This window comes from Actinoallomurus iriomotensis, from assembly GCF_030269445.1.
Taxonomy (GTDB): domain Bacteria; phylum Actinomycetota; class Actinomycetes; order Streptosporangiales; family Streptosporangiaceae; genus Actinoallomurus; species Actinoallomurus iriomotensis.
The window spans coordinates 1,304,686-1,327,955 of record NZ_BSTJ01000001.1 but is presented as its reverse complement, the minus strand read 5'-3'; the positions used below and the strand labels follow the sequence as shown (position 1 = coordinate 1,327,955).

Genomic DNA, 23,270 nt, shown 5'->3' with positions numbered 1-23,270 from the left:
TCGCCACCCCGTCGCGCCGGCCTCGCCGGTCCGTACGCCTGGCCGGGCGGAAGCACGCCCTCTCATCCCGTGGTCGATGAGCCCGACGCTCCTGAGGGGCGCCGCCCTCGGCCTGGCGGCGCCGCCGCGTCGGCGGCGATCGCCGGGCGGCGGAGCCGGACCGGGGTGAACAGGCCGACGCCGGCGACGCAGAGGAACGCCGCGCCCGCCGCCAGCAGCGTGTCCTTGACGCCGACGCCTTTCGCGAGTGCGGTGAGCACCACGGCTCCGATCGGGGCGAGCACGTTGTGCATGGTCCAGAACGCCGAGGTGACGCGGCCCAGCAGATGGTCGGGCGTCACCTCCTGCCGCAGGCTCATCGAGCACAGGCCCGCCAGGGCCACGCCGAGCGAGTACGCCAGCACCATTCCGCCGGCCACCACGACGTTGCCCGCCACTCCCGCGACGGCCACCACGACCCCGCACAGCCCGACCGACCCGAGCCAGCACGGCCCGAACCCCCACCACCTGCGCAGCGGCGACATCAGCGCCGCGCCCGCGATCGTGCCGACGCCCGCCGCTCCCATGACGTAACCGACCACCCGGTCGTTCTGCCCCAGGTCGTGCCGTACGTGGTAGATGAAGACGTCGGTCATCCCGAGACTCAGGAACAGGAACACCGTGAGCAGGAGGGTCAGGGCCCGCAGCACCGGCGTCCGCCACAGGAACCCCGCTCCGGCCAGGAAGCCCTCCCGCAGGTCGAACCACCGGGCCGCGACCGCCCGCTCCTCGCGCGGCCGGAACCTGATCAACGCCAGGCCCACCGCCGAGACGGCGAAGCTCGCCGCGTTGATCGAGAGCGCCGCCGTGACGCCGAACACCCCGGCGACCAGGCCCGCCAGCATCGGTCCGAGCACATAGGCGGCGGAGTTCGTCGTCTGCAGCAGGCCGTTCGCCGCGCTGATCCGCTCCTTGTCCACCAGGTTCGGGATGGCCGCGACGTAGGCCACCTGAAAGATCATCTCGAGGACGGCGGCCGCTCCCATCACCGCGTACAGGAGCCACATCTGCGGGTCGGCCGCCCAGCACACCGGAATCAGCCCGTACAGCACGGCCCGCGCCACCTCGCACAGCACCATCAGCCGCCGCCGGTCGAACCGGTCCACCAGCGTCCCGGCGAAGAGCCCCGTGACCACCGACGCCGCTCCCGCGGTCGCGGTCAGCAGGCCCATCCGGGCCACCGACCCGGTCGCCTCCAGCACCAGCAGCGGCACCGCGACCAGCGCGAACGCGTTGCCCACCTCGGACAACGCCTGCACGAACCAGAAGACCGCGAAGTTCCGGTCCGTTCGAAGGGAGCGCGCGGCCACCTCGCTCCCCGCCGTCACTCGGCCTCCTCGTCGCGAGATCGCCACCGCCCGATCATGATCGTACGGTGCGCCCCGAGTCGATCCGGAAGGCGTCTCAGGAGCCGCTCGGGTCGGGGGCGGGGGAGTCGGGGACGTGGTCGGTGGGCGAGTCGCTCGGCGTCGGCGTGGGGTCCGGCGTCGGCGTCGTCGTCGGCGAGCCGGGCGGCGACTTCGGAGGCGTCGGGTGGGTGCTGCCCGGCCCGCCGCCCTTCGGGGGCCGGCCGGGGTGGGAGGGGCCGGCCGGCGCGGACGTGCCCGGCGGCGCCGTGGTCGCGGGCGCGGTGGATGAGGACGTCGTCGGCGTGGGGGAGGCCGACGTGCCCGGCTTGGAGGTCGCCGCGTCCGGCGGGCCCGGCTGGACCGGGGTGACCGGCTGGGCGGAACGGCTCGCCGTCTGGCCCCGGTGGATCAGCTGGCTGGTCCCGTCCACGTTGGAGGTTCCACTCGGGTGCGGGCTCGGCCACAGGACGAGCACGCCGGTCGCCGCGGCCACGCACGCCGCCAGGCCCGCGACCTCGACGAGTCCGTCGCGACGGCGGCGCGGCTTCGCCCCGTCCCTGGCCTCGGCGCGCGAGACGCGGACGACCTGCGGCTCCGGGCCGGCGGGCTCCTCCGCCGGAACCCGGGCGAACGGGCGCGTCGGCTCCTCGGCGTCGTGGAACAGGCCGTCCAGCGGGACCGGCATCCCCTCCGCGTCGAACAGCAGGGCGCCGTCCGCCGCGCGCTCGGCCGCCGCGCAGGAGGACAGCACCCGTTCCCGCTGCCGCGGCGGAGGCTCGTACCCGCGGGTCACCAGCCGGTGCAGGGCCTCGCCGCTCAGCGACGCGAGCATGGCCGCGTCGTGCGCCTCCCGGCCGCCCACCGAGGCGGCGGCCTGCTCCAGCCGCCGCTGCGACGCCCGTACGAGCATCTCGGCCGTGTCGCGGGCCACGCCGACGACCCGGGCGACCTCCTCCGGCGCCAGGACGGTGGACAGGGCCAGGGCCTCGCGGTGTTCGGGGCGCAGGACGGTCAGCGCGCGCCGCAGCGGGTCCGTCGCCGGCGCCGACACCGGCCGGCGTACGAGCGCGCCGCGCCGTACGCACTCCGAGCGGGCCAGGGCGTGCAGCCACACGGGCAGCGCGCCGTCGTCGGAGGGCGCCTCACCCGGGTGGCGGGCGACCGCGATGAAGGTGTCGCGTACGGCGTCGGCGGCCTCGTCGCCCACCATGACGTGGCAGTAGGCGTAGAGCGGTCCGGCGTACTCGTCGTAGAGCGCGCCGAACGCGTCCGGAGCACCCGTCCGCAGGGCCTCGGTAAGGGACACCGGTCTCCTCCGTCCCGCCATATCACCGGAAGATCATCACAATCCAGGCATAACACTAGAAATCCGGATACTAGCGGGACGGGTCGGTCAGGCGACAGCGTCCAGGGGTCGCAACTCGTCGGCGTAGCTGACCGAGACGCGGCGCATCACTCCGCCATCGTCGATCGAGTACTGCCCCAGACGCCACAACGGGGGGGAGTAGGCGTGGATCGAGACGCTCTGGCCGGCCTCGCCGACGAGACGGTGGATGTGCTCGGGGCCGAACGCGAAGGACGCGCCCTTCTCGACCGTGACCTCGACGTGGGCGCCGCCGATGCGGGGGTTGCACTCCTTCAGGGCACCGTCCACGACGGCGACCGCGCCGGAGGAGATGTCGTGGTCGTGCCATCCGGTGTCGTTCTCCGGGGTCCAGCAGAGCAGCCAGACGTCGACGTACTCGTCGCGATAGAGCGAGACGTAGTGTCGCTGCCCGTCGGGGAAGGCCACGTGCTCGCGCCACGACTCCGTATCGTTCGCCAGGTCGTCCACGAGCTCGCGCAGCTCGCGCTTGTCGAGGCACCGTGCGGGCAGTGACTCGAAGGACATCGGATCACTCCTCTCCTGTCAGTAGTCGGCCCGGGTTGTTCACCCGGATGGCGTGCTCGGCGGCCTCCCCGAAGTCGGGCCCGAAGCCGAGCGGTGGTGCGTACGGCCGGTCGGAGCCGCACACGATCGTGTCGATGCCGAGCGCCCGGATCGTCGCGTCCACGGCGCGCGGACCGTACGAGGAGGTCTCCAGGAAGGCGTCGCGGTCCACCTCGCCGCGGCCGCCGCCCCGCGCGGCGAGGCGCTCGCCGTGCAGTGGGGCCAGCCCGGCGAGCAGCGCGAAGCAGATCCGCAGCCGCGGATGCCGCTCCCGGCCGAACGCGCGGAAGGCGAACCACGCGGTGTGCATCTGGTGCACGTACGGCACCAGCGCCGGCCACCAGGACGGCCCGTCGGACGCGGGCGCGGGCCCGGGGTGGACGAACAGGGGCAGGCCGCGCGCCTCCAGCAGCGACAGCAGCGGCGCGCAGCGTTCGTACCCGGCCGCGTCGAGCAGCGCGTCGGCGGGCAGCTGCAACCCGGCGAACCCGCGGTCGAGCCACCCGGCGAGCGGCGACGGGTCGATCTCCGACACGCAGGCGGCCGCCCACGCTCCGAACGGCGCCGGCAGCGCGAGCGCGTCCTCGTGGTAGGCGTCGAGGAGCGGCGCGGCCTCGGCGGGCGGCAGCCACTCCACGCCGAGCGGCGAGGACAGCGAGGTGAGGACCCGGTCGAAACCGTCCGCGGCCGCCTGGGCCGCGCGGGCCGCCGGGTCGTGGTCGGCCGGGTCGACGTCGTACGGCGGCTCGCCGTCGATATACAGGGTCCAGCCGTCGAGTCGCGGCGCCGTCGCACGCCCGCGCAGGACGTCGACGAACGCGGCCCCCCACAGGTGCTGGTGTACGTCGGTGGCCACGGGTCTCCCGTCTAGTGAACCGGTTTACTGAACCGTATCACTGTACCGCTTAAGTAAACCGATTCACCAGCTCAGGCGGCCCCGGGCGTTCACGAAGACGTCACCGGAGATATGGGGAGTTTCTGATTATTGATCCGGTTCAGTAGGGAATCACCCTCGTTCGACCTGTGAATGGAGGTGCCCATGACCCGTTTGACCTTGGACGACGTGTACGACCACGTCAGCGGTGTCTGTTTCAAGACGGGGCCACCGGGGCAGGTGGGTGCGGAGACCGAGTGGTTCGTGGAGGACCGGCGTTCGCCGGACTCGCGGGTCACGATCGGCCGGCTGCGTACGGTGATGGACGCCGCGGGCCCGCTGCCCGCGGACAGCCGCGTCACCTACGAGCCGGGCGGTCAGCTCGAGCTCAGCTCCCGTCCGCAACGGGGTGTGACGGCGGCCTGCGCCGCCCTGGCCGCGGACCTCGCCCACGTCGGGGACCACCTGGCCCGCGAAGGGCTGGCACTGGCGGGACGCGGCACCGATCCGCGCCGCCTCCGTGCGCCCTTCTTCCAGCTCGACGAGGGCCGTTACCGCTGCATGCGCGCCTACTTCGGCGAACCGGGGCTCGCCATGATGTGCGCGACGGCATCGCTCCAGGTCTGCCTGGACATCGGCGCGGACGAGAAGGACGCGGCGCGGCGCTGGCGGCTGGCGCACGCGCTGGGGCCCGTGCTGGTGGCCGCGTTCGCCAACTCACCGGGGAACGGCACGCGCTCGGCCCGGCAGGTCATCTGGGAGGGGCTCGACCGTGGCCGTACGGCCCCGGTCATCGGGCCGGACCCGGTGGAGGCGTGGGCGCGCTACGCCCTGGACGCGCGGGTCATGCTGCTGCGGGACGGCTGGGTGCCCGATCCCGGGATGACGTTCCGCGAGTGGCTCACCGGCGCGGCCGGGAGGGGCAGGCCGGACCTGACCGACTTCGCCTACCACCTGACCACGCTGTTCCCGCCGGTACGGCCGCAGGGCTGGCTGGAGCTGCGCATGATCGACGCACTGCCGGACCCGTACTGGCCCGTGCCGATCGCCGTGGTCGGGGCCCTGATCGACGACCCCCTGGCCGCGGAGATCGCCGCCGAGGCGACCGAACCGGCCGCGGACCGCTGGCGCGAGGCCGCGCGTGAGGGCCTCGGCGACCCCGTACTCGCGCGCGCCGCCCGCCGCTGCTTCGAGGCCGCGTGCGACGCGCTGCCCCGCATCGGCGCCCAGGCGCTCGTCCCGCTCGTCGACGGCTACGCGGAGCGCTACGTGCGGCGCGGCCGCTGCCCGGCCGACGACGAACCCCTCGACGGCACGCCCGGCGGTGCGACGGTGCCCGCCGGCAAGGAGGAACCACGATGGACGTGAAGGAACGGATCGTCGCGGAGCTGACCGCGGCGCGCGACCGCAGCTTCGGGCTGACCGTCGAGACGCTGGAGGCGCCGGAGCTGACCGCGCAGGTCTCGCCGCTGATGTCCCCGCTGGTCTGGGACCTGGCGCACATCGGCAACTATGAGGAACAGTGGCTGCTGCGCGCCGCCGCCGGAGCCGCCGCCGTACGGCCCGACATCGATGACATCTACGACGCGTTCGAGCATCCGCGCGCGGAGCGGCCCTCCCTGCCGCTGCTCAGCCCCGCCGAGAGCCGCGCGTACGTCACGACGGTCCGCGACCGCGTGCTCGACTCCCTGGAGAAGGTGCCGCTCGTCGGCGCCCTGGCCGGGGACGGCTTCGTCTACCACATGGTGATCCAGCACGAGCACCAGCACGACGAGACCATGCTGGCCACCCACCAGCTCCGCAAGGGCGCGCCCGCGCTGCTCGACCCGCCGGACCCCGGCTCGGGCGCGGGAGGGACGGCGCCGGCGGAGGTGCTGGTACCCGGCGGGCCGTTCCTCATGGGCACCTCCGACGACCCGTGGGCCTACGACAACGAACGGCCCGGTCACATGGTCGACGTGCCGTCCTTCCACATCGACACGACCCCGGTCGGCAACGCCGCGTACGCCGCGTTCATCGAGGCGGGCGGGTACCGCGACCCGCGCTGGTGGGACCCGAAGGGCTGGGAGTGGCGGTCCCGTACCGGCAAGGAGGCCCCGGCCTTCTGGTACCGCGAGGGCGGCCAGTGGATGCGGCGCCGGTTCGGCCACGTCGAGCCGGTGCCGATGGACGAGCCGGTGCAGCACGTCTGCTGGTACGAGGCGGACGCGTACGCCCGGTGGGCCGGCCGGCGGCTGCCGACCGAGGCGGAGTGGGAGAAGGCGGCGAGCTGGGACCCCGTGGCGGGCCGCAAGCGCCGGCTGCCCTGGGGCGACTCCGGCGAGGCCGGCGCGCATGCCAACGTCGGGCAGCGGCGGCACCGCCCGTCGCCGCTCGGCTCCCACGCCGAGGGCGCATCGGCCTACGGCGTGCGCCAGCTCATCGGGGACGTCTGGGAGTGGACCTCGACCGACTTCCACGGCTATCCGGGTTTCCGGTCCTTCCCGTACAAGGAGTACTCCGAGGTGTTCTTCGGCGCGGAGTACAAGGTGCTGAAGGGCGGCTCCTGGGCGACGCACCCCCTGTCGGCCCGGCCGACCTTCCGCAACTGGGACTTCCCGATCCGGCGGCAGATCTTCGCCGGCTTCCGCTGCGCGAGGGACGCCTGATGTGCCGCCACCTGGGCTACCTGGGGGACTCGCGGACCCTGCACGAGCTCCTGTTCGCGCCGGAGTACGGGTTGCTGACCCAGGCGTACGCGCCCCGCATGAACCGCAGCAACATCCTGAACGCCGACGGGTTCGGCGCGGGCTGGTACGACGCCGCACGTGACGCACCGGTCCGCTACCGGCGCGCCCAGCCGATGTGGACCGACCTGTCCTTCGCCGACGTCGCCGACGTCGTACGGACGCGCTGCGCGGTGGCCGCCGTGCGGTCGGCGACGGTCGGGTTCCCCGTGGACGAGTCGTGCGCCCAGCCGTTCACCGACGGGCAGCGGCTGTTCAGCCACAACGGCGCGGTCGAGGGGTTCGCCGGGGTGGAGGCCAAGCTGCGCGAGCTGGCCGGCGACCTGTCGCCGGTGCCGGACGCGCGGGCCCCGATCGACTCGGCGCTGCTGTTCGCGATGGCGGCGGCCGCCTGGCGGACCGGCGCCTCGCTGGGCGAGGGACTGGCGCACGTGGTGCGGAGCGTCACGCCGCTCACGGGCGGCCGGTTCAACCTGCTGGCCACCGACGGTACCCGGCTGGCGGCCACGACCTGGGGGGACACGCTGTTCGTCCGCAGCGGCCCCGGCGTCGTGATCGCCTCCGAACCGTACGACGACGAACCGGGATGGGAGGAGGTGCCCGACCGATCACTCGTGACCGCCGGTCCAGGAGGGGTCGGAATCAGCCCGATCTGACCGCCGCCGACCGATGACTCGATGAGGAGATCACCAGTGCCGACCCTGAAGAGCTATCTCACGCCCGACGACCTCGGAAAGTCGCTCCGGCGGGACGTCGCCGACGGCCTGACCGCGTTCCCCAAGACCCTGCCGCCCAAGTGGTTCTACGACGAGCGGGGGAGCGAGCTGTTCGAGGAGATCACCAGGCTGGAGGAGTACTACCCGACCCGGCGCGAACGCGCGATCCTCACCGAGCGCGCGGCCGAGATCGCCGCGCTCACCGGCGCCCGTACGCTGCTCGAACTGGGCGCCGGATCGGGGGAGAAGACCCGGCTGCTGCTCGACGCGCTGGGCGGCACGCTGACGACGTACGTGCCGGTCGACGTCAGCGGCGACTTCCTCGCCGACGCCTCCGACCGGATCGCGTCGGAGTACCCGTCGCTGTCGGTCCAGCCGATCGTCGCCGACTACGAGCGGCACCTCCACCAGATGCCCGGCGGGCCGCGACGGCTGGTCGCCTTCCTCGGCGGCACGATCGGCAACATGACGCCGGCCGAACGCGTCTCGTTCCTCGCCGGGCTGCGCGCCACGATGGGCGAGGACGACGCGCTGCTGATCGGCGCCGACCTCGTCAAGGCGCCGCATCGGCTCGTACGGGCCTACGACGACGCGCGCGGGGTGACGGCGGAGTTCAACCGCAACGTGCTGCGAGTGATCAACCGCGAGCTCGACGCCGACTTCGTCGTGTCGCGCTTCGAGCACGTCGCGATCTGGGACGGCGCCGAGGAGCGGATCGAGATGCGGCTGCGCTCGACCCGGGCCCAGACCGTACGGGTCGGCGCGCTGGACCTGGTCGTGGAGTTCGCGGCGGGGGAGGAGATGCGCACGGAGATCTCCGCCAAGTTCCGCCGGGAGCGCTTCGAGGAGGCGGCGACGACGGCGGGTCTGCGAATTGACCGATGGTGGACCGACCAGGACGGTGATTTCGTCCTCAGTCTTGTCCGGCCCGCTCTATAGGGTTGGAGCGTGACGCAGCAGCGGAAGCGCGCGACCATCCGTGAGGTGGCCAAGGCGACCGGGCTTTCGCCGGCCGCCGTGTCCTACGCGCTGCGTGGCATCCAGACGTCGGAGGAGACGCAGGAGCGGGTCCGCCGCGCCGCCGAGGAGCTCGGCTACGAGGCCCACCCGATCGCGCGGGCGCTCGCCAGCGGTCGCAGCGGCATGGTGGGCCTGCTCTGCGGTTCCCTGGAGGACCTGTGGCAGCAGGCGCTGGCGGTGGGCATCGGCCGGGCGCTGTTCGCCCGCGACCGTTACGCCATCATCCTCGACGCCGCGGGCGACCCCGAGCGCGAGCTGATGCTCGCCCGGCAGCTGCGCGACCAGCGGGTCGACGGGCTGATCGTCCAGCCGCTCGACCCGTCGGCGGCGCTGTGGGCCGAGCTGGGCGAGAGCCTGCCGATCGTGTCGATCGGCGACTCGCTGCCCGGCGCCCACGCCTACGGCGAGGTCGTCTTCGACAACCGCGCCGGGGTCACCGCGGCCCTGGAGCACCTGCACGCCCTCGGCCACCGGCACATCGCGGTGCTCACCCCGACGATGGCCCGCACCCCCGACCGCCCGGCCGACGTGCACGTCAACGCCGAGGCCGAGCGGCTGGGCGTCAAGGTCGACGTGGTCCCCTCGCCGCAGGCGCTGGGCGCGGCGACCGACGTCGCCCTCGACGTCCTGGGCCGCAGCCCCCGGCCGACCGCGGTGTTCTGCTTCTCCGACTCGATCGGCTACGGCGTCTACGCGGCAACCCGCGAGCTGGGCCTGGCCGTCCCGGGCGACGTCTCGGTGGCGGGCTTCGACAACCACCCGATGTCGGCGCTGCTCACTCCGCCGCTGACGAGCGTCGACTGGGACATCGAGGGCATCGTCCACTCGTCCGTCCGGGTGATGATCGGCGCCATCGACGGCAAGCCCCGCCGCCGACGCATCGTCTGCGAGCCGAGCCTGCTCGAACGCGAGTCCACCGGCCCCGTTCGCGTCGGCTCCTAGGCTCTTCGGCGAACCATGACATCTGTCGTGGGTGCCGCGGCCCGTGCGGCGCGACGCTCGGTCCATGACCGACAAGCGAGATCACCGCAACCTCGTCCGCACGCTGATCTGGGAGATCGGCGCTCCCCTCCTCGTCTACTACGCGCTGCACCTGCTCGGCGCCTCCTCTCTGCTCTCCTTCGCCGCGGCCACCGCCGTCTCACTCGGCCGGATCCTGTTCGTCGCCGCCCGCGACCGGCGGCTCGACGGGCTGGCCGCGCTGATGGGCGTCATGTTCGGCCTCGGGCTGGTGCTGACGCTGGTCACCGGCGACCCCCGCGTGGCGCTCGCCAAGGACTCCGTCACGACCGGCGTCGCCGGCCTGGCCTTCCTCGGCAGCTGTCTCTTCGGACGGCCGCTGATGTTCGCGATGGCCAGGCGGATACTGCCCGAAGCCCGGCAGGCCGAGGCCGACGAGCGGTGGCGCAACGACCCGCGCTACCGGAGCCGGCTCGTCGTGCTCTCCCTCATGTGGGGCGTCATCCTGCTCGGTGAGGCGCTCGTGCGCATCGTGCTCGTCTACAGCCTGCCGGTGGACGTCATGGTCGGCCTGTCCCACGCGCTGCAGTTCGCCGCGATCGGCCTGGGGGTGCTGGGCAGCATCGGGTACGCGCGCCTGGTGCGGCGTCAGGTGGCCCTCCGATGAGCGCGGAGGCCGACGTCCTGATCGTCGGAGCCGGGCCGACCGGGCTCACCCTGGCGTGCGACCTGCTGCGGCGCGGTGTGACCTGCCGGATCATCGACCGGTCGCCCGGCCCGCAGGAGGGATCACGCGGGTTCGGCGTCAAGCCCCGCACGCTGGCGGTGTTCGACGCGCTCGACATCGCCGGCCCCGTCCTCGAGGCGGCCCGGGCCGACGGTCACCTGCGGGTCTACCTCGGCACCGACCCGATCCACACCGGCCGCCGCGAGCCGGCGACGCCGACCGCGGACACGCCGTACCCCGACTCGGTCTCGCTGCCCCAGTGGCGCACCGAGGCCATCCTGCGCGCCCGGCTCGCCGAGCTGGGCGAGAAGGTGCGCTTCGGCGCGAGCCTCGCCGGCCTGGACCAGGACGCGGACGGCGTCACCGCCACGATCGCCGCGGACGGGGAGGAGCGGACACTGCGCACCGCGTACCTGGTCGGCTGCGACGGCGGGGGCAGCACGGTGCGGAAACTGCTCGGCATCGGCTTCCCCGGCCGTACGGAGGAGGACACGCGGGCGCTGCTGGCCGACGTCGAGGTGCGGGGCCTGGAACCCCGCGACGCCGTGCACCTGTGGCTGGGGGAGCGGCGGATGATGGCGGTACGGCCCTGGCCCGGTGCCGCGACGAGCCAGGTCGTCGTGTCGATCGCGCCCGGGCAGGCCGTGGAGCCGTCCGTCGAGGAGCTGACCCGGCTGGTCGCCGAACACAGCGGCCGCGACGACATCCGGCTCGGCACGCCGGCCTGGCTGTCGGTGTGGCGGTACAACCTGCGGCTCGCCGACCGGTACCGCTCCGGCCGGGCCTTCCTGGCCGGCGACGCCGCGCACGTGCACAGCCCGTTCGGGGCGTACGGCATGAACACCGGCGTCCAAGACGCCTACAACCTCGGCTGGAAGCTCGCCCTGGCCGTACAGGGCCGGGCCGCGCCCGGGCTGCTGGACACCTATGAGGCCGAACGCCGGCCCGCCGGGAAGGCGGCCCTGGACGCCAGCGACCGCGGCCTCTCCTCGGCCGTCACCCCGCCCCGCGTCCTGCGTCCGGTGCTGCGCCTCGTGATCGGCGCTCTCCTGTCCCGCATGCGCTCCGACGGCCGCGACGACCATCCGACGTACCACGATGGGCCCCTCAGCGTGCAGGCGATCCGCCGCGGCCGCGTCCGGGCCGGCGACCCGGCCCCCGACGGCGTCCTCACCACGCCCCGGGGCGACCGGATCCACCTGTACGACCTCTACCGGGCTCCCGGCTTCACCACGTTGTCCTTCGACCCGGAGCGACGGGTCCGGGTGGAGACCGCCGGCGGCGCGACGCCGGACACCTACGACGACCCCGACGGTACGGCCCGCGGCGCGTTCGGCGTCCGCCCGGGCACCACCGTCCTGATCCGCCCGGACGGCTACATCGGCCTGGTCGCGCGCACCTCCGGCCCCGAACGCGCCGCGTACCTCGACCGGGTCCTGGCCCGGTGACGCACGACGGCGTTAGCGTGGCCGGCGGGTGGGGGCTACGTACACTCATCGCCATGCAGGACGGGCCGGACGCGACCGCGTGGCCGACGTACGCGGGTTCGCCCCGGTGGCGGCGGCCGATCCGGCGGGCACTCGGGCCGGTGGTGGCGCTGATCGGGCTGGCGACGGCGGCGGCCGGAGCGCGGTACGGACACGCCCCGCACCGTGCCCTGATGACGGCCGACGGCGTGCTGGTCGGCGCCGGATTCCTGGCGGCCGTGTACGCCGGGCCGCGCCTGCGCCCGCCCGCGCGAATCGCCGCCCTCACCGGCCTGTACCTGGCCGGGTCCGCGTTCGCGGTGCTCGCCGGGGATCCACGCGCACTCGCGGTGCTGGCGTACCCGATCATCGCCTCGGTCATGCTGCTCCCGCCGCTGTGGACCCGCGTCATCGGCACCGTGGCCGCGGTCGTCGAGGTGGCGCTGAGCTGGTGGGTTCGCGGCGCGCCGCGCTGGGACGTCGCCCTGCTGCTCATGTTCGTCGCGTACGTGCTGACCGGCATCAACCAGCTCAGCCGTACGGTCGCCGAGCTGCGCGCCGCCCGCGACGAGATCGCCACGCTGAGCGTGGCCGCCGAACGCGCCCGCGTGGCCCGCGACCTGCACGACGTGCTCGGGCACAGCCTCACCACGATCACCGTCAAGACGAGCCTGGCGCGGCGCGTGCTGGAGAGCGGCGCGGACCGGGCGCGGGCCGTCGCCGAGATCCACGACGCCGAGCGGCTGTCCCGGGAGACGCTGGACGAGATCCGCGCGACCGTGTCCGGGTACCGCCGGGCCTCGCTGACCGCCGAACTGGCCGGCGCCCGGTCCGCCCTGCGCGGCGCGGGCATCGGCGCGCGCCTGCCGCGATCCGCCGACGACGTACGCGTGGACCTGCGTGAACCCTTCGCCCACGTACTCCGCGAAGGCGTCACCAACGTGATCCGCCACAGCGGCGCCACCACCTGCGAGGTCCGCATGACCCCGACGTCCATCGAGATCCGCGATGACGGCCCTCCGGCCGCCCCGGTCCAGCCGGGCACCGGCCTCACCGGCCTCGCCGAACGCCTGGCCGCCGCCGGTGCCCGCATCGAGGCCGGCCCGCTCCCGGACGGCGGCTTCCGCCTCGCGGCCCTGGCGGTCGAGCCGTGATCCGCGTACTGCTGGCGGACGACCAGGCGCTGGTCCGGGGCGCGATGGCCGCGATGCTCGGCCTGGAGCGGGACATCGAGGTGGTCGCCGACGTGGGAACCGGCGAGGAGGTGCTGCCCGCCGCCCGGCGGACCCGGCCGGACGTGGCACTGCTCGACGTGCAGATGCCCGGCACCGACGGCCTCACCGTGGCCGCCGCGCTGCGGGACGCCCTGCCGACCTGCCGCGTCGTGATGTGCACGACGTTCGGCCGTCCCGGCTACTACACCCGCGCCATGGCCGCCGGCGCCGCCGGTTTCGTGGTCAAGGACGCCCCGCCCGAGCACCTGGCCGACGCGATCCGCCGGGTCCACTCCGGTCTGCGCGTCGTCGACCCGGTCCTGGCCGCCCAGTCCCGCACCAGCGGCCCGAACCCCCTCACCGAACGCGAACGCGAGGTCCTCCAGGCAGCCTCCGAGGGCGCCACGGTCGCGGACATCGCCGCCGCCCTCCACCTGTCGGGCGGCACCGTCCGCAACCACCTCTCCGCCGCCATCAGCAAGACCAACGCCACCACCCGCGCCGAAGCCGTCCGCATCGCCGAACGCAACGGCTGGCTCTAACCCGCGTACTGCAGGTCGAGCTCCGGTGGCGGGGCGACTCGGTCCCTCCGTTTCGGGCTCATGCGTCCTCAACTGTCACGGGGCCGTAGTCGGCGCCGTCCAGTGGCCGCTTGAGCTGGTCGCGTAGCTCGGGATCCGCGTGGATCAAGGCGGTGTCCTTCCACGCGTCGATCACCGGTCGTAGCGGTGCCATCGAGTCCAGGTCGGCGCATGCGTTCGCGGTTTCGACCAGTTCCACCAGGAAACCTCGGTTTTAGAAGTAATTCAAAGGTCTGGAGGTCAGGGGAGTACGGGGGCAGCCCACCCTCGCCGACTTCATCGGCTCGGGCCACTACGACCGACACATCCGCCGCATGCGGTAGCGGTACCGCGACCGCCGTGACCGCCTCGTCGCCACCCTCGCCGCCCGAGCCCCGCACGTCGCCCCCACCGGCATCGCGGCCGGGCTGCACGCGGTCCTGCGCCTGCCTCCCGGAACCGAGCCCTCCGCCGTCGCGGCCGCCGCCCGGCGGTCCGTCGCCCTGGACGGACTCGCCGACTTCCGTCATCCGGCCGCCACCATGCCCGCCATGGATGGCCTGGTCGTCGGCTACGCCACCCCGCCCGACCACGGCTACGGACCCGCGCTGGAAGCCTGTGCCGGATCCTGCCCCCGGATCAGGCGGTGTACTGATACGCCGAGTAGGTCAGGTAGCCCGCGTCGCCGCCCTGGTAGTACGTGGCCTCGTCGACGGGGGCGAGCGGGAGGCCGGTACGGAGCCGTTCGACCAGGTCGGGGTTGGCGAGGAAGCCGCGGCCGAAGCTGATGAGCTCGGCGCCCAGCCCGAGCCAGTGGTCGGCGTCGGTCCGGCCGGTCTGCTTCGCGCCCATCGGCGGCACCGGGTTCATGATCAGCGTGCCCGGCCACGCGCGGCGCAGGTCCACCAGCACCTCCTCCTCCGCGGTGGCCTCGAGGTGGATGTAGGCCAGGTCGAGGCGGGCCAGTTCGGTCAGCAGCGCGCCGTACAGCTCGGGAACCCCGGTCTCCTCCACGCCCCAGAACGTCCCGCCCGGGGAGAGGCGGATCCCGGTCCGGGCCCCGCCGACGGCGTCGACGGTCGCGGACACCGCCTCGACGGCGAACCGGATCCGGCCGGCCACCGATCCTCCGTACCGGTCCGTGCGCAGGTTGGCGTTCGACGAGAGGAACTGCGAGATCAGGTAGCCGTTGGCGCCGTGCAGCTCCACGCCGTCGAAGCCGGCCTCGACGGCGCGGCGGGCGGCCCGGGCGTACGACGCGGCGTGCTCGGGCACCTCGGCGGTGTCCAGGGCGCGCGGCGTCGGCGCGGGCCGGGGGCCGGCGGGGGTGAACACGTCGCCGACCGCGGGGACGGCCGAGGGCCCGACCGGCCGCGTACCGATGGTGTCGGGGTGCGAGACCCGTCCACCGTGCATGATCTGGGCGAAGATCCGCCCGCCGTTGGCGTGCACGGCGGCGGTCACGGGCCGCCACGCGGCGACCTGCTCATCGGTGTGCAGTCCCGGCGTGCCCGGGTTGGACTGCCCGACCAGGCTCGGCTGCACGCCCTCGGAGATGATCAGCCCGGCCGTCGCCCGCTGCGCGTAGTAGGCCGCCATCGACGGCGTCGCCAGACCGCCAGCGGCGGCCCGGACCCGCGTCATCGGCGCCATCACCACCCGGTTGGGCAGCGCCAGGTCGCGGAGCCGGTAGCCGTCGAAAAGGGTCGTCATGTCATCCTCCAGGCGTCGTGGATGTCGCGTACGGCGGCTACGCTAAAAGCTCACATCAATGTCAGAGGCAAGTCTTGTGTCCCAGGTCACATCGGGGAGGGTGACGTGCGCATCGGCGAACTCGCGGCACGGACCGGAGCCAGCATCCGGTCCCTGCGCTACTACGAGGAGCAGGGGCTGCTCGCCAGCACCCGCAGCGCCAGCGGACAGCGGCACTACACCGACGACGACGTCGAGCGGGTCACGTTCATCCAGCGCCTGTACACCGCGGGCCTGTCCAGCCGCACCATCGTCGAGCTCCTGCCCTGCGTCGACGCGCCCAGCGAGGAGAACTCCGACGCCGCCCTGGAGCGGATGGCGCAGGAGCGCGACCGGCTCTCCGCGCACATCGCCGAGCTCAGCCGCACCCGCGACGCGCTCGACGGCCTGATGGCCACGGCCCGGGCGCACCGGGAGACGCTGCGCCTGCCGGTGGCCGGCTGACCGGTCGAACACGATGACCCTGCACGCCGACCTGACCGCACTGCTCGCCCACGCCGGCATCGCCGACGTGGACCTCGACGAGGCCGTCGCGGACGAGCACGTGCGGTGCTCCGCGTATCTCCGGGTCGTCTCGGTGGTCGCCGCAGCGCGGCGGCGTGACGATGACCGCGAGGTCGTGTCGACGATTCTGCGCGACCCGGCCGGGTCGGTGGCCAAGACGGCGGTGGTCGCCCTCGTGGACGACATCGCCATGAAGACGGGTGACGCGGCCGAATTCCGGCACTGGGCGGCCGGGCTGATGCCGGAAGTAGACCGGCTCGCGGACGGGCATCGGGAGTTCCTGCACCGTCGCGTCCACGACTGGACGGTCTACCTGGCCCTCATGGCCGGCCGTGCTCCGGCCGCCGCCGAGCTGGCCGGAGTCACGGACTGGATGCAACGCAAGCTCGCGACCGAATCGACGTCCCCGCCCGTACTCGCCCTGCTCGCCGGAACGGGCAGGACGCGAAAGATCCGGAACATCGCCGGAAACCGCACGGTCGCGAACGAACGCTGACGCGTCAGTACACCCCGTACGCGGCGAGGCGAGGGAGCAGGTCGGTGGCGGTGGAGATGTCGCCGTCCAGGGGGCGGTCCTCCACCTGCGGGTCCAGTACGGCCGCGGCCAAGGCGAAGACCTCGCCCAGGCGGCCCGGCGGCATGCGGTCCTGCATGCGCAGGGCCCGTACGGCCGCGACGAGTTCGCACGCGAGGACGGTCCGGTACGCCCCGATCGCCTCCGTCGTCGCCCGTGCCGACTGGGTGGAGAAGCCCGCGTGCTCCTCCACGCCGCGCGACAGCACCGCGTTGCCCAGCGCCGACGGGGTCGCCAGGCGCCGGATGTCGGCGATCGCCGAGTGGGCGACGTACTCCAGGATCATGATGCCGGAGCCCGGTTCGCCCGGAGCGGCCTGGAACGGCGCGAGGCCGGTGAAGGCCGGTTCGACCAGTGTTCCCAGGCGCGCCGCCGACAGCGCCGCCGTCTGGAACATCGCGGCCCGTACGGAGTCCAGGCTCAGGCCGACGTACGCGGTGTGGAAGCTGCCGTTGTGCCACACCGTACGGCCCGCCACGTCCACGAACGGGTTCTCCGACGACGCGTTGATCTCCCGCGTGACGATCGTCTCGGCGTTCTCCGCCGCGTCCACGGCCGGCCCGTGGACCTGCGGGAACGCCCGGTAGCCGTACGGGTCCTGGATGCGTGACGGGACGAGTTCGACGTCGTCGAGCAGCCCCCGTACGGTGTCGGCGACCCGGCGGCGGCCCGGATGCGGGCACTTCTCGTGCACCGCCGCCGCGTACGGCTCCGCCGACCCGCGTACGGCGAGCAGCGCCAGGCCGGTGACCGGGATCGACGCCCGCAGCAGTTCGAGCACGTCCCGGCACGCCAGCGCGGCCTCGCCCAGCGTCGCGGCGTTGGAGCTGATGAAGGCGAGCGCGTCGGCGGGACGCAACGGGAAGCGCGCGGTGGACGCGCCGCCCTGCCAGGGGCGTTCGCCGATCAGGCACAGGGCGGTGGACGCGAGGGCGGTCAGGTCGCCGGTGCCGATCGCCCCGTACGCCGGGATCGGGGGGATGAGCCAGCGGTTGATCACGTCCGCGAGGGCGCCGAGCACGTCCGGGTCGACCCCGGAGCCGCCCGCGGCGATCTGGTTGAGACGCACGACGAGCATCGCGCGGACGTTCTCGGCCGACATCAGGGGGCCTGCGCCGCCGGAGTGGCTCCGCAGCAGCCGCAGGCCATGGGTGTCGTCGTCCTCGATCGTGACGTCGCGGTTGGCGCCCACTCCGGTGGTCCGCCCGTACACTGGCCGCCGAGAGGCGACCTCGCGTACGACCTCCCACGCTTGCCGCGCATTCTCCACCGCTTGTGGAGTAACGGTAACGAAGGCGCCGTCTCGGGCTACAGCGCTAACAACGTCGCAGTTCAACCCGCTACCGTTGACCGCTATGGCCGTTTGACTCATGGCCGGACCGGCATAGAGGGAACGAATTCCACTATCTTGACCTCTTAACTTGGAAACGAGTCGCGGTCGTCCCGGACTATAGGGCCGCCTCTAGGGAGAGAGTCACTCTTGATCAGGTTTGACGGCGTCACCAAGCGATACCCGGACGGCACCGTGGCCGTTGACGATCTGACCCTGGAGATCCCCTCCGGACAGATCACCGTGTTCGTCGGCCCGTCCGGCTGCGGCAAGACCACGTCGCTACGGATGATCAACCGGATGATCGAGCCCACCGCGGGCACCATCAGCATCGATGGGGAGGATATCCGCAAAAAGGATGCTTCCGACTTGCGTCGCGGCATCGGTTACGTGATCCAGCACGCGGGGTTGTTCCCGCACCGGACGATCATCGACAACATCGCGACCGTGCCGTACCTCCTCGGCTGGGACAAGAAGAAGGCGCGTGCCACCGCCCTGGAGTTGATGGAGCGCGTGGGCCTGGACACCAAGATGGCCAAGCGCTATCCGTTCCAGCTCTCCGGCGGGCAGCAGCAGCGCGTCGGCGTCGCGCGGGCGCTCGCCGCCGACCCCCCGGTCATGCTGATGGACGAGCCGTTCAGCGCGGTCGACCCGATCGTGCGCAACAGCCTGCAGGATGAGTTCCTGCGCCTCCAGTCCGAGGTGCGCAAGACGATCGCCTTCGTCACGCACGACATCGACGAGGCGGTCAAGCTCGGGCACCGCATCGCGGTCTTCCAGGTCGGCGGCGTCCTGGCCCAGCACGCCACCCCCGACGAGCTGCTGACCAACCCGGCCGAGGGCTTCGTCACCGAGTTCCTCGGCGGCGAGAAGGGCCTCAAGCGGCTGCGCTTCAACCGCGAGCTGGACGCCACCGAGGAGCCCGCTCAGCCGGAGATCGAGGACGACGTCGAGGCGGCGGAGCGATGAGCGTACTCGCCGCCGACGGCGAGCCGCTGATCCGCTGGAACTGGATCGGCGACCACAGTGACGAGCTGACGACCCTGACGCTCCACCACCTGAAGCTCGCGCTGCTGCCCATCCTGTTCGGCCTCATCGTCGCGATCCCGCTCGGCATCATGTGCGTGCGCTGGCGCTGGCTCTACCCGCCGACGCTCGGTGTCGCCAACGTGTTCTACGGCATCCCGTCGCTCGCCCTGTTCATGCTGTTCATCCCGTACTTCGGCATCGGCAGCGGCGGCCAGGCGGACTTCACGATCATCCTCCCGCTGACGCTGTTCTCCCTGTCGGTCCTGGTGCCGAACGTCGTGGACGGGCTGCGGTCGGTCCCCGAGCCCGTACGGCAGGCGGCCACCGCGATGGGCTTCGGCACGCTCCGGCGGCTCGTTCAGGTCGAACTCCCGATCGCGGTGCCGGTGATCATCGCCGGCGCGCGGGTCGCGGCGGTCGCCTCGATCAGCCTCGTCAGCGTCGGCGTGCTGATCGGCAACGGCGGGCTCGGGCAGCTGTTCATCGACGGTTACTCCCGCGACTTCACCACCCCGATCATCGTCTCCTGCGTGCTGATCATCGTGCTGGCGCTGTTCAGCGACGGCGTTCTCGTGACGGCACAACGCCTGCTCACCCCCTGGGCGCGCACCCGGAGGAGCAACGGATGAACCTCACCGACCAGATCAACGCCGCCTGGAACTGGCTCACCGCCTCCGCGCACTGGAGCGGCTCCGACGGCATCCCCCACCGCCTGCTCGAACACCTCGGCTACAGCGCGCTCGCCCTGGTCATCGCCGCCGTGATCGCCCTGCCGCTCGGCGCGCTCGTCGGCCACACCGGCCGCGGCGGCTTCCTCGTCGTCAGCTTCGCCAACCTCGCGCGCGCCGTGCCCACGCTGGGTCTGCTCCTGCTGGTGGTGACCGTCACCTCGATCGGCCTCACCCCGGTGATCATTCCGCTGATCGCGCTCGCCATGCCGCCGATCCTCGTCAACACGTACGAGGGCATCCGCGGCGTCGACGCCGACATCAAGGACGCCGCCGAGGGGATGGGCATGAAGGGCCCCGGCGTCCTGCTCAAGGCCGAGATCCCGGTCGCCATGCCGCTCATCCTCCTGGGCCTGCGCACGGCGGCGATCCAGGTCGTCGCCACGGCGACCATCGCGGCGTACGCGGGCATCGGCGGCCTCGGCCGCTACATCGTCGACGGGCTCTCGCGTAAGGACTATCCGTCAGTGGTGGGTGGTTCAGTACTGGTTGTGCTCCTGGCCGTCATTGTGCAGGTCGCGTTCATCGGACTCCGGAGAGCGCTCGTGTCCCCGGGCCTGCGCGGTTCGTCCCGCACCTCGTAAGACCTCGGATGAGAAGAGGAAGACAGAAAATGATCCGGATAGTCCGTGGCGCCGTCCTCGGCGTCGTCGCCGCGCTGGCCCTCAGCGCCTGCGGCGGCAGCAGCGACAAGGGCGGCAGCGACAACCCCCTGAACCAGAAGCCCGCCGGCGGCGCCAACGTCGTCGTCGGCTCGGCGAACTTCCCCGAGAGCCAGCTCCTCGGTGAGCTGTACGCCCAGGCGCTGGAGGCCAAGGGCGTCAAGGTCACCAGGAAGTTCAACATCGGCAGCCGCGAGGTCTACTACGACCAGGTCAAGTCCGGCGCCATCACCGTGATGCCGGAGTACAACGGCGCCCTGCTGACGACCTCGGTCGACAAGACCAGCACCGCCGTGACGACCGCCGACGTCAACGCCGCCCTCAAGGCCAAGCTCCCCGCGACCCTGGCGATCCTCGACTCCTCCCAGGCCGAGGACAAGGACTCGGTGACGGTCAACCCGCAGACCGCACAGAAGTACAACCTCAAGTCGATCGCCGACCTCAAGTCGGCGGCCGGCCAGGTGACGATCGGCGGCCCGTCGGAGTTCAAGACCCGTGAGCAGGGCCTGGTCGGGCTGGAGAAGAAGTACGGCCTGAAGTTCAAGAAGTTCCAGCCGTTCGACGCCAACGCCCAGACCACGCTGGTCAAGCTGCTGAAGAACAACACGATCCAGGCGGCCGACCTGTTCACCACCGACCCGACGATCTCGGCGAACAAGTTCGTGGTGCTCCAGGACCCGCAGAACGTCTTCAGCGCGCAGAACGTCACGCCGCTCGTCTACAAGTCCGGTGTCGACGCGAACGCGCAGGCCGCGCTCAACGCCGTCTCGGCCAAGCTGACCACTCAGGACCTGCTCGCCATGATGACGCGCGTGGTCTCCGACAAGGACGACGCGGACACCGTCGCGAAGGACTGGCTGAGCAAGGCCGGCCTCGGCTGACGCGCTCGATCGCCTGAACCCGGGGCGGGCACGGTGGATCGACCACCGCGCCCGCCCCGCGTTTTCTCCGGGCGGAGTTCAGAACGGCCTGGGCGGCGGGGTCAGGCGGCGGCGGTGTGAGGAGCGCCGTACGGTGACGACGATGATGATCACGATGGCGGCCGCGAACGCGGCCATCGGGATCAGGATCACGGCGAAGATGTCTCCCACCATCCGGCCCGCGCCAGGTGGGGTGCCGATGCCGTACCGCACACCGGCACTGGCGGAGGTGGGGGCGCAGCCGACCTGGTAGGTGCCGTCGGCCGGCAGGCGCAAGTGCGACAGGACGTGCCAGCGGGTGCCGTTCTCGGTGATGGTGGCGGTGCCGGAGATCGGCTCGGCCGCGAACCCTCGTCCGGCCGAGTCGCGGGCGTAACACCGGTCGTCGGGGGAGCCCGCGTCGGTGACGTAGAAGCCGGGCCGCGGGTCCTTGTTCAGGTGAACGGTCACCGTCTCACCGGGGCCGAAGGTCCGCGTCGGCCCCGCCCCGGAGACCAGCCTGAAGAAGATCACGGCGGCGGTCGCCAGGCCGGCCACCAGGATCAGCGCCGCGACCACGTACCAAAGGCGTCGCGGGCGGAGGTCGGACGCGGCAGGATGCGGCGAAGGATGCGCGTATGCGGCCATGTTCAGACGGACGCGCCCTGGCCGCGACGCGTTCCCCGTCAGGCGAGACATCCAGGAGAAGCGATGACCGACACCTCGTGGCTGGGACCGCCCGTCGACCTCCGGCCCGTGTTCGCCGAGCAGCAGGCCGCGTTCATCGATCTGCTGCGACGGCTCGACGGCGACGAGTGGGACCGGCCGACGGTCTGTCCCGGCTGGAGCGTCAAAGACGTCGCCGCGCACGTGCTCGGCGACCACGTCGGCCGCCTGTCCATCCACCGTGACGGCTTCCACGCGCTGCATCCACGAGACGGCGAGGCGTTCCCCGTCTTCCTCGACCGCATCAACGACGCGTGGGTCGACGCCGCACGCCGCATCAGCCCTCCGTTGCTCGTCGAGCTGCTGGCGGCCGTCGCGGACCAGATCATCGCGTTCTGGCGGACCGTCGACCTGGACGCCTTGGGCGGCCCGGTGCGCTGGGCCGGGCCCGAGCCGCACCCGTACTGGCTGGACGTCGCCCGCGAGTACACCGAGTTCTGGACGCACCAGCAGCAGATCTGCGAGGCCACCGGCCGGCCCGGGCTCACCGACCCGCACTACGTCGGTCCGGTCATCGAGACCTTCCTGCGGGGCCTGCCGTATACGTTGCGCGACGTGGCCGCGCCGCAGGGCACCGGCTTCCAGCTGACCGTCACCGGACCCGGCGGCGGAGACTGGACCTGCACGCGCGGCCCGGACCGCTGGCGGCTGCGACGCGGACCGCATCCCCGGCCCGCCGCGCGGCTCGAACTGGACGTCGACACGACCTGGCGGCTGTGCACCCGCGGCATCACGCCCGAACAGGCGGCCGAACGCGCCCGCGTCGACGGCGACCGGCGCCTCGCGGCGGCGGCTCTCCGGATCGTTTCGATCATCTGGTCGGGGCCGGCCGGCCGATGAAGGACGTACGGATCTGTTTCATCGGTGACTCTTTCGTCCAGGGCATCGGGGATCCGGAATATCTGGGCTGGGTCGGGAGGGTGCTGCAGCGGACTCCCGGCGAGGTCACGGCGTTCAACCTGGGGATCCGGCGGGAGACGTCCGAGGACGTCCTGCGCCGTTGCCAGCGGGAGGTCCTTCCCCGGACGAAGCCCGACGCCGACAACCGCCTGGTCGTCTCCTTCGGGAGCAACGACATGGTCGAGGAGGACGGAGCTCTCCGCGTCGACCCGGCGCGCTGCCTGGAGAACCTCACGGCGGTGCTGGAGGAGAGCAGGCGCCAGGAGATCTCCGCGCTGGTCGTCGGCCCGCCGCCGGTCGTCGACGCGGGCGCCGGCCACCTGCGACGCACTCGGGAACTCGCCGACGAGATGGCGGGGCTGTGCCTGCGGAGAGAGGTGCCGTTCGTCGCGGTCACCGAAGAACTCGCCCACGACTCAACTTGGACCACCGAGGCCATGGCCAATGACGGCGCTCACCCCCGCGCCGGCGGTTATCGTCGGATGGCCGACCTGCTCCTGGGCGGTCCCTGGCTCGAATGGCTGGCCCTTCCCTGAACAGCCGGCGAGGAACCTGGCGGCGCGTAGGGCCGTGAGGCGTTGTGAG

General features: G+C 72.4%; 24 protein-coding genes and 1 pseudogene. 17 read left to right on the top strand and 8 right to left on the bottom strand.

Annotation, left to right across the window (positions count from 1 at the left end; genetic code table 11):
* Positions 1 to 62: 62 nt before the first annotated feature.
* The 4 genes from QSK37_RS06265 to QSK37_RS06250 form a co-directional block, all read right to left on the bottom strand.
* Entirely contained in the window at positions 63 to 1,367 is a 1,305-nt protein-coding gene (locus QSK37_RS06265) for an MFS transporter (RefSeq protein ID WP_285618208.1), read from the bottom strand.
* A gap of 76 nt (positions 1,368 to 1,443) precedes the next feature.
* Complete coding sequence (locus tag QSK37_RS06260) at positions 1,444 to 2,694, bottom strand: RNA polymerase sigma factor (protein ID WP_285618207.1); 1,251 nt, start codon at positions 2,692 to 2,694, stop codon at positions 1,444 to 1,446.
* 87 nt (positions 2,695 to 2,781) lie between these two features.
* Positions 2,782 to 3,279: a cysteine dioxygenase gene (locus QSK37_RS06255; protein ID WP_285618205.1), complete on the bottom strand. Its 498-nt coding sequence runs from the start codon at positions 3,277 to 3,279 to the stop codon at positions 2,782 to 2,784.
* A gap of 4 nt (positions 3,280 to 3,283) precedes the next feature.
* Positions 3,284 to 4,174 (bottom strand): amidohydrolase family protein, encoded by an 891-nt coding sequence (locus QSK37_RS06250; protein WP_285618204.1) that lies wholly within the window; start codon positions 4,172 to 4,174, stop codon positions 3,284 to 3,286.
* A 183-nt stretch (positions 4,175 to 4,357) separates the two neighbouring features.
* Between QSK37_RS06250 and egtA the strand changes: the two genes are divergently transcribed.
* The 9 genes from egtA (at position 4,358) to QSK37_RS06205 (ending at position 13,563) form a co-directional block, all read left to right on the top strand.
* A complete protein-coding gene (egtA, locus tag QSK37_RS06245) occupies positions 4,358 to 5,560 on the top strand; it encodes an ergothioneine biosynthesis glutamate--cysteine ligase EgtA (protein WP_285618202.1) in 1,203 nt (400 codons plus the stop codon).
* The gene (egtB, locus tag QSK37_RS06240) at positions 5,551 to 6,840 is read left to right on the top strand and encodes an ergothioneine biosynthesis protein EgtB (RefSeq protein WP_285618201.1); all 1,290 of its coding nucleotides are present in this window, start codon (positions 5,551 to 5,553) and stop codon (positions 6,838 to 6,840) included. Before egtA ends, egtB begins: the two co-directional genes overlap by 10 nt.
* Positions 6,840 to 7,574, top strand: coding sequence for an ergothioneine biosynthesis protein EgtC (egtC, locus tag QSK37_RS06235; protein ID WP_285618199.1), 735 nt, complete (start codon positions 6,840 to 6,842; stop codon positions 7,572 to 7,574). Before egtB ends, egtC begins: the two co-directional genes overlap by 1 nt.
* Positions 7,575 to 7,619: 45 nt before the next feature.
* Positions 7,620 to 8,573, top strand: coding sequence for an L-histidine N(alpha)-methyltransferase (gene egtD, locus QSK37_RS06230; RefSeq protein ID WP_285571352.1), 954 nt, complete (start codon positions 7,620 to 7,622; stop codon positions 8,571 to 8,573).
* A 9-nt stretch (positions 8,574 to 8,582) separates the two neighbouring features.
* Positions 8,583 to 9,596: a LacI family DNA-binding transcriptional regulator gene (locus QSK37_RS06225; protein ID WP_285618197.1), complete on the top strand. Its 1,014-nt coding sequence runs from the start codon at positions 8,583 to 8,585 to the stop codon at positions 9,594 to 9,596.
* Positions 9,597 to 9,660: 64 nt separating this feature from the next.
* The gene (locus QSK37_RS06220; RefSeq protein WP_285618196.1) at positions 9,661 to 10,281 is read left to right on the top strand and encodes a VC0807 family protein; all 621 of its coding nucleotides are present in this window, start codon (positions 9,661 to 9,663) and stop codon (positions 10,279 to 10,281) included.
* Positions 10,278 to 11,789: an FAD-dependent monooxygenase gene (locus QSK37_RS06215; protein ID WP_285618194.1), complete on the top strand. Its 1,512-nt coding sequence runs from the start codon at positions 10,278 to 10,280 to the stop codon at positions 11,787 to 11,789. The genes QSK37_RS06220 and QSK37_RS06215 overlap by 4 nt, the downstream gene beginning before the upstream one ends.
* Before the next feature lie 53 nt (positions 11,790 to 11,842).
* Entirely contained in the window at positions 11,843 to 12,961 is a 1,119-nt protein-coding gene (locus QSK37_RS06210) for a sensor histidine kinase (protein WP_285618193.1), read from the top strand.
* Positions 12,958 to 13,563, top strand: coding sequence for a response regulator transcription factor (locus tag QSK37_RS06205; RefSeq protein ID WP_285618190.1), 606 nt, complete (start codon positions 12,958 to 12,960; stop codon positions 13,561 to 13,563). The genes QSK37_RS06210 and QSK37_RS06205 overlap by 4 nt, the downstream gene beginning before the upstream one ends.
* A gap of 58 nt (positions 13,564 to 13,621) precedes the next feature.
* On the opposite strand, the gene QSK37_RS06200 is transcribed toward QSK37_RS06205, so the two are convergent.
* Together QSK37_RS06200 and QSK37_RS06195 are read right to left on the bottom strand one after the other, a co-directional pair.
* On the bottom strand, positions 13,622 to 13,801 hold the full coding sequence (locus QSK37_RS06200) for a hypothetical protein (RefSeq protein WP_285618188.1): 180 nt from the start codon (positions 13,799 to 13,801) through the stop codon (positions 13,622 to 13,624).
* A gap of 419 nt (positions 13,802 to 14,220) precedes the next feature.
* Positions 14,221 to 15,294, bottom strand: coding sequence for an alkene reductase (locus QSK37_RS06195; RefSeq protein WP_285618187.1), 1,074 nt, complete (start codon positions 15,292 to 15,294; stop codon positions 14,221 to 14,223).
* 105 nt (positions 15,295 to 15,399) lie between these two features.
* Between QSK37_RS06195 and QSK37_RS06190 the strand changes: the two genes are divergently transcribed.
* Together QSK37_RS06190 and QSK37_RS06185 are read left to right on the top strand one after the other, a co-directional pair.
* On the top strand, positions 15,400 to 15,777 hold the full coding sequence (locus QSK37_RS06190; protein ID WP_285618185.1) for a MerR family transcriptional regulator: 378 nt from the start codon (positions 15,400 to 15,402) through the stop codon (positions 15,775 to 15,777).
* A 13-nt stretch (positions 15,778 to 15,790) separates the two neighbouring features.
* Entirely contained in the window at positions 15,791 to 16,333 is a 543-nt protein-coding gene (locus tag QSK37_RS06185; RefSeq protein ID WP_285618183.1) for a hypothetical protein, read from the top strand.
* 4 nt (positions 16,334 to 16,337) lie between these two features.
* Here QSK37_RS06185 and QSK37_RS06180 read toward each other — a convergent pair whose 3' ends face one another.
* A complete protein-coding gene (locus tag QSK37_RS06180) occupies positions 16,338 to 17,783 on the bottom strand; it encodes an aromatic amino acid ammonia-lyase (RefSeq protein ID WP_285618180.1) in 1,446 nt (481 codons plus the stop codon).
* A 108-nt stretch (positions 17,784 to 17,891) separates the two neighbouring features.
* Here QSK37_RS06180 and QSK37_RS06175 point away from each other — a divergent pair.
* The 4 genes and pseudogenes from QSK37_RS06175 to QSK37_RS06160 all read left to right on the top strand — a co-directional run.
* A pseudogene (locus tag QSK37_RS06175) lies at positions 17,892 to 18,635 on the top strand (ABC transporter ATP-binding protein); the annotation flags it as partial.
* 71 nt (positions 18,636 to 18,706) lie between these two features.
* Positions 18,707 to 19,399: an ABC transporter permease gene (locus QSK37_RS06170; protein ID WP_285618174.1), complete on the top strand. Its 693-nt coding sequence runs from the start codon at positions 18,707 to 18,709 to the stop codon at positions 19,397 to 19,399.
* Positions 19,396 to 20,082, top strand: a complete 687-nt coding sequence (locus tag QSK37_RS06165; protein WP_285618173.1) for an ABC transporter permease — start codon at positions 19,396 to 19,398, stop codon at positions 20,080 to 20,082. Before QSK37_RS06170 ends, QSK37_RS06165 begins: the two co-directional genes overlap by 4 nt.
* Before the next feature lie 29 nt (positions 20,083 to 20,111).
* Complete coding sequence (locus tag QSK37_RS06160) at positions 20,112 to 21,041, top strand: ABC transporter substrate-binding protein (RefSeq protein WP_285618171.1); 930 nt, start codon at positions 20,112 to 20,114, stop codon at positions 21,039 to 21,041.
* Between the two features lie 78 nt (positions 21,042 to 21,119).
* On the opposite strand, the gene QSK37_RS06155 is transcribed toward QSK37_RS06160, so the two are convergent.
* Positions 21,120 to 21,638 carry a hypothetical protein gene (locus QSK37_RS06155; RefSeq protein WP_285618169.1) on the bottom strand — a complete coding sequence of 173 codons (519 nt, stop codon included), beginning with the start codon at positions 21,636 to 21,638 and terminating at the stop codon, positions 21,120 to 21,122.
* Positions 21,639 to 21,770: 132 nt separating this feature from the next.
* On the opposite strand from QSK37_RS06155, the gene QSK37_RS06150 reads away from it, so the two are divergent.
* Together QSK37_RS06150 and QSK37_RS06145 are read left to right on the top strand one after the other, a co-directional pair.
* Positions 21,771 to 22,625 carry a maleylpyruvate isomerase family mycothiol-dependent enzyme gene (locus QSK37_RS06150; RefSeq protein ID WP_285618167.1) on the top strand — a complete coding sequence of 285 codons (855 nt, stop codon included), beginning with the start codon at positions 21,771 to 21,773 and terminating at the stop codon, positions 22,623 to 22,625.
* Positions 22,622 to 23,221: a GDSL-type esterase/lipase family protein gene (locus tag QSK37_RS06145; RefSeq protein WP_285618165.1), complete on the top strand. Its 600-nt coding sequence runs from the start codon at positions 22,622 to 22,624 to the stop codon at positions 23,219 to 23,221. The genes QSK37_RS06150 and QSK37_RS06145 overlap by 4 nt, the downstream gene beginning before the upstream one ends.
* Positions 23,222 to 23,270 lie beyond the last annotated feature (49 nt).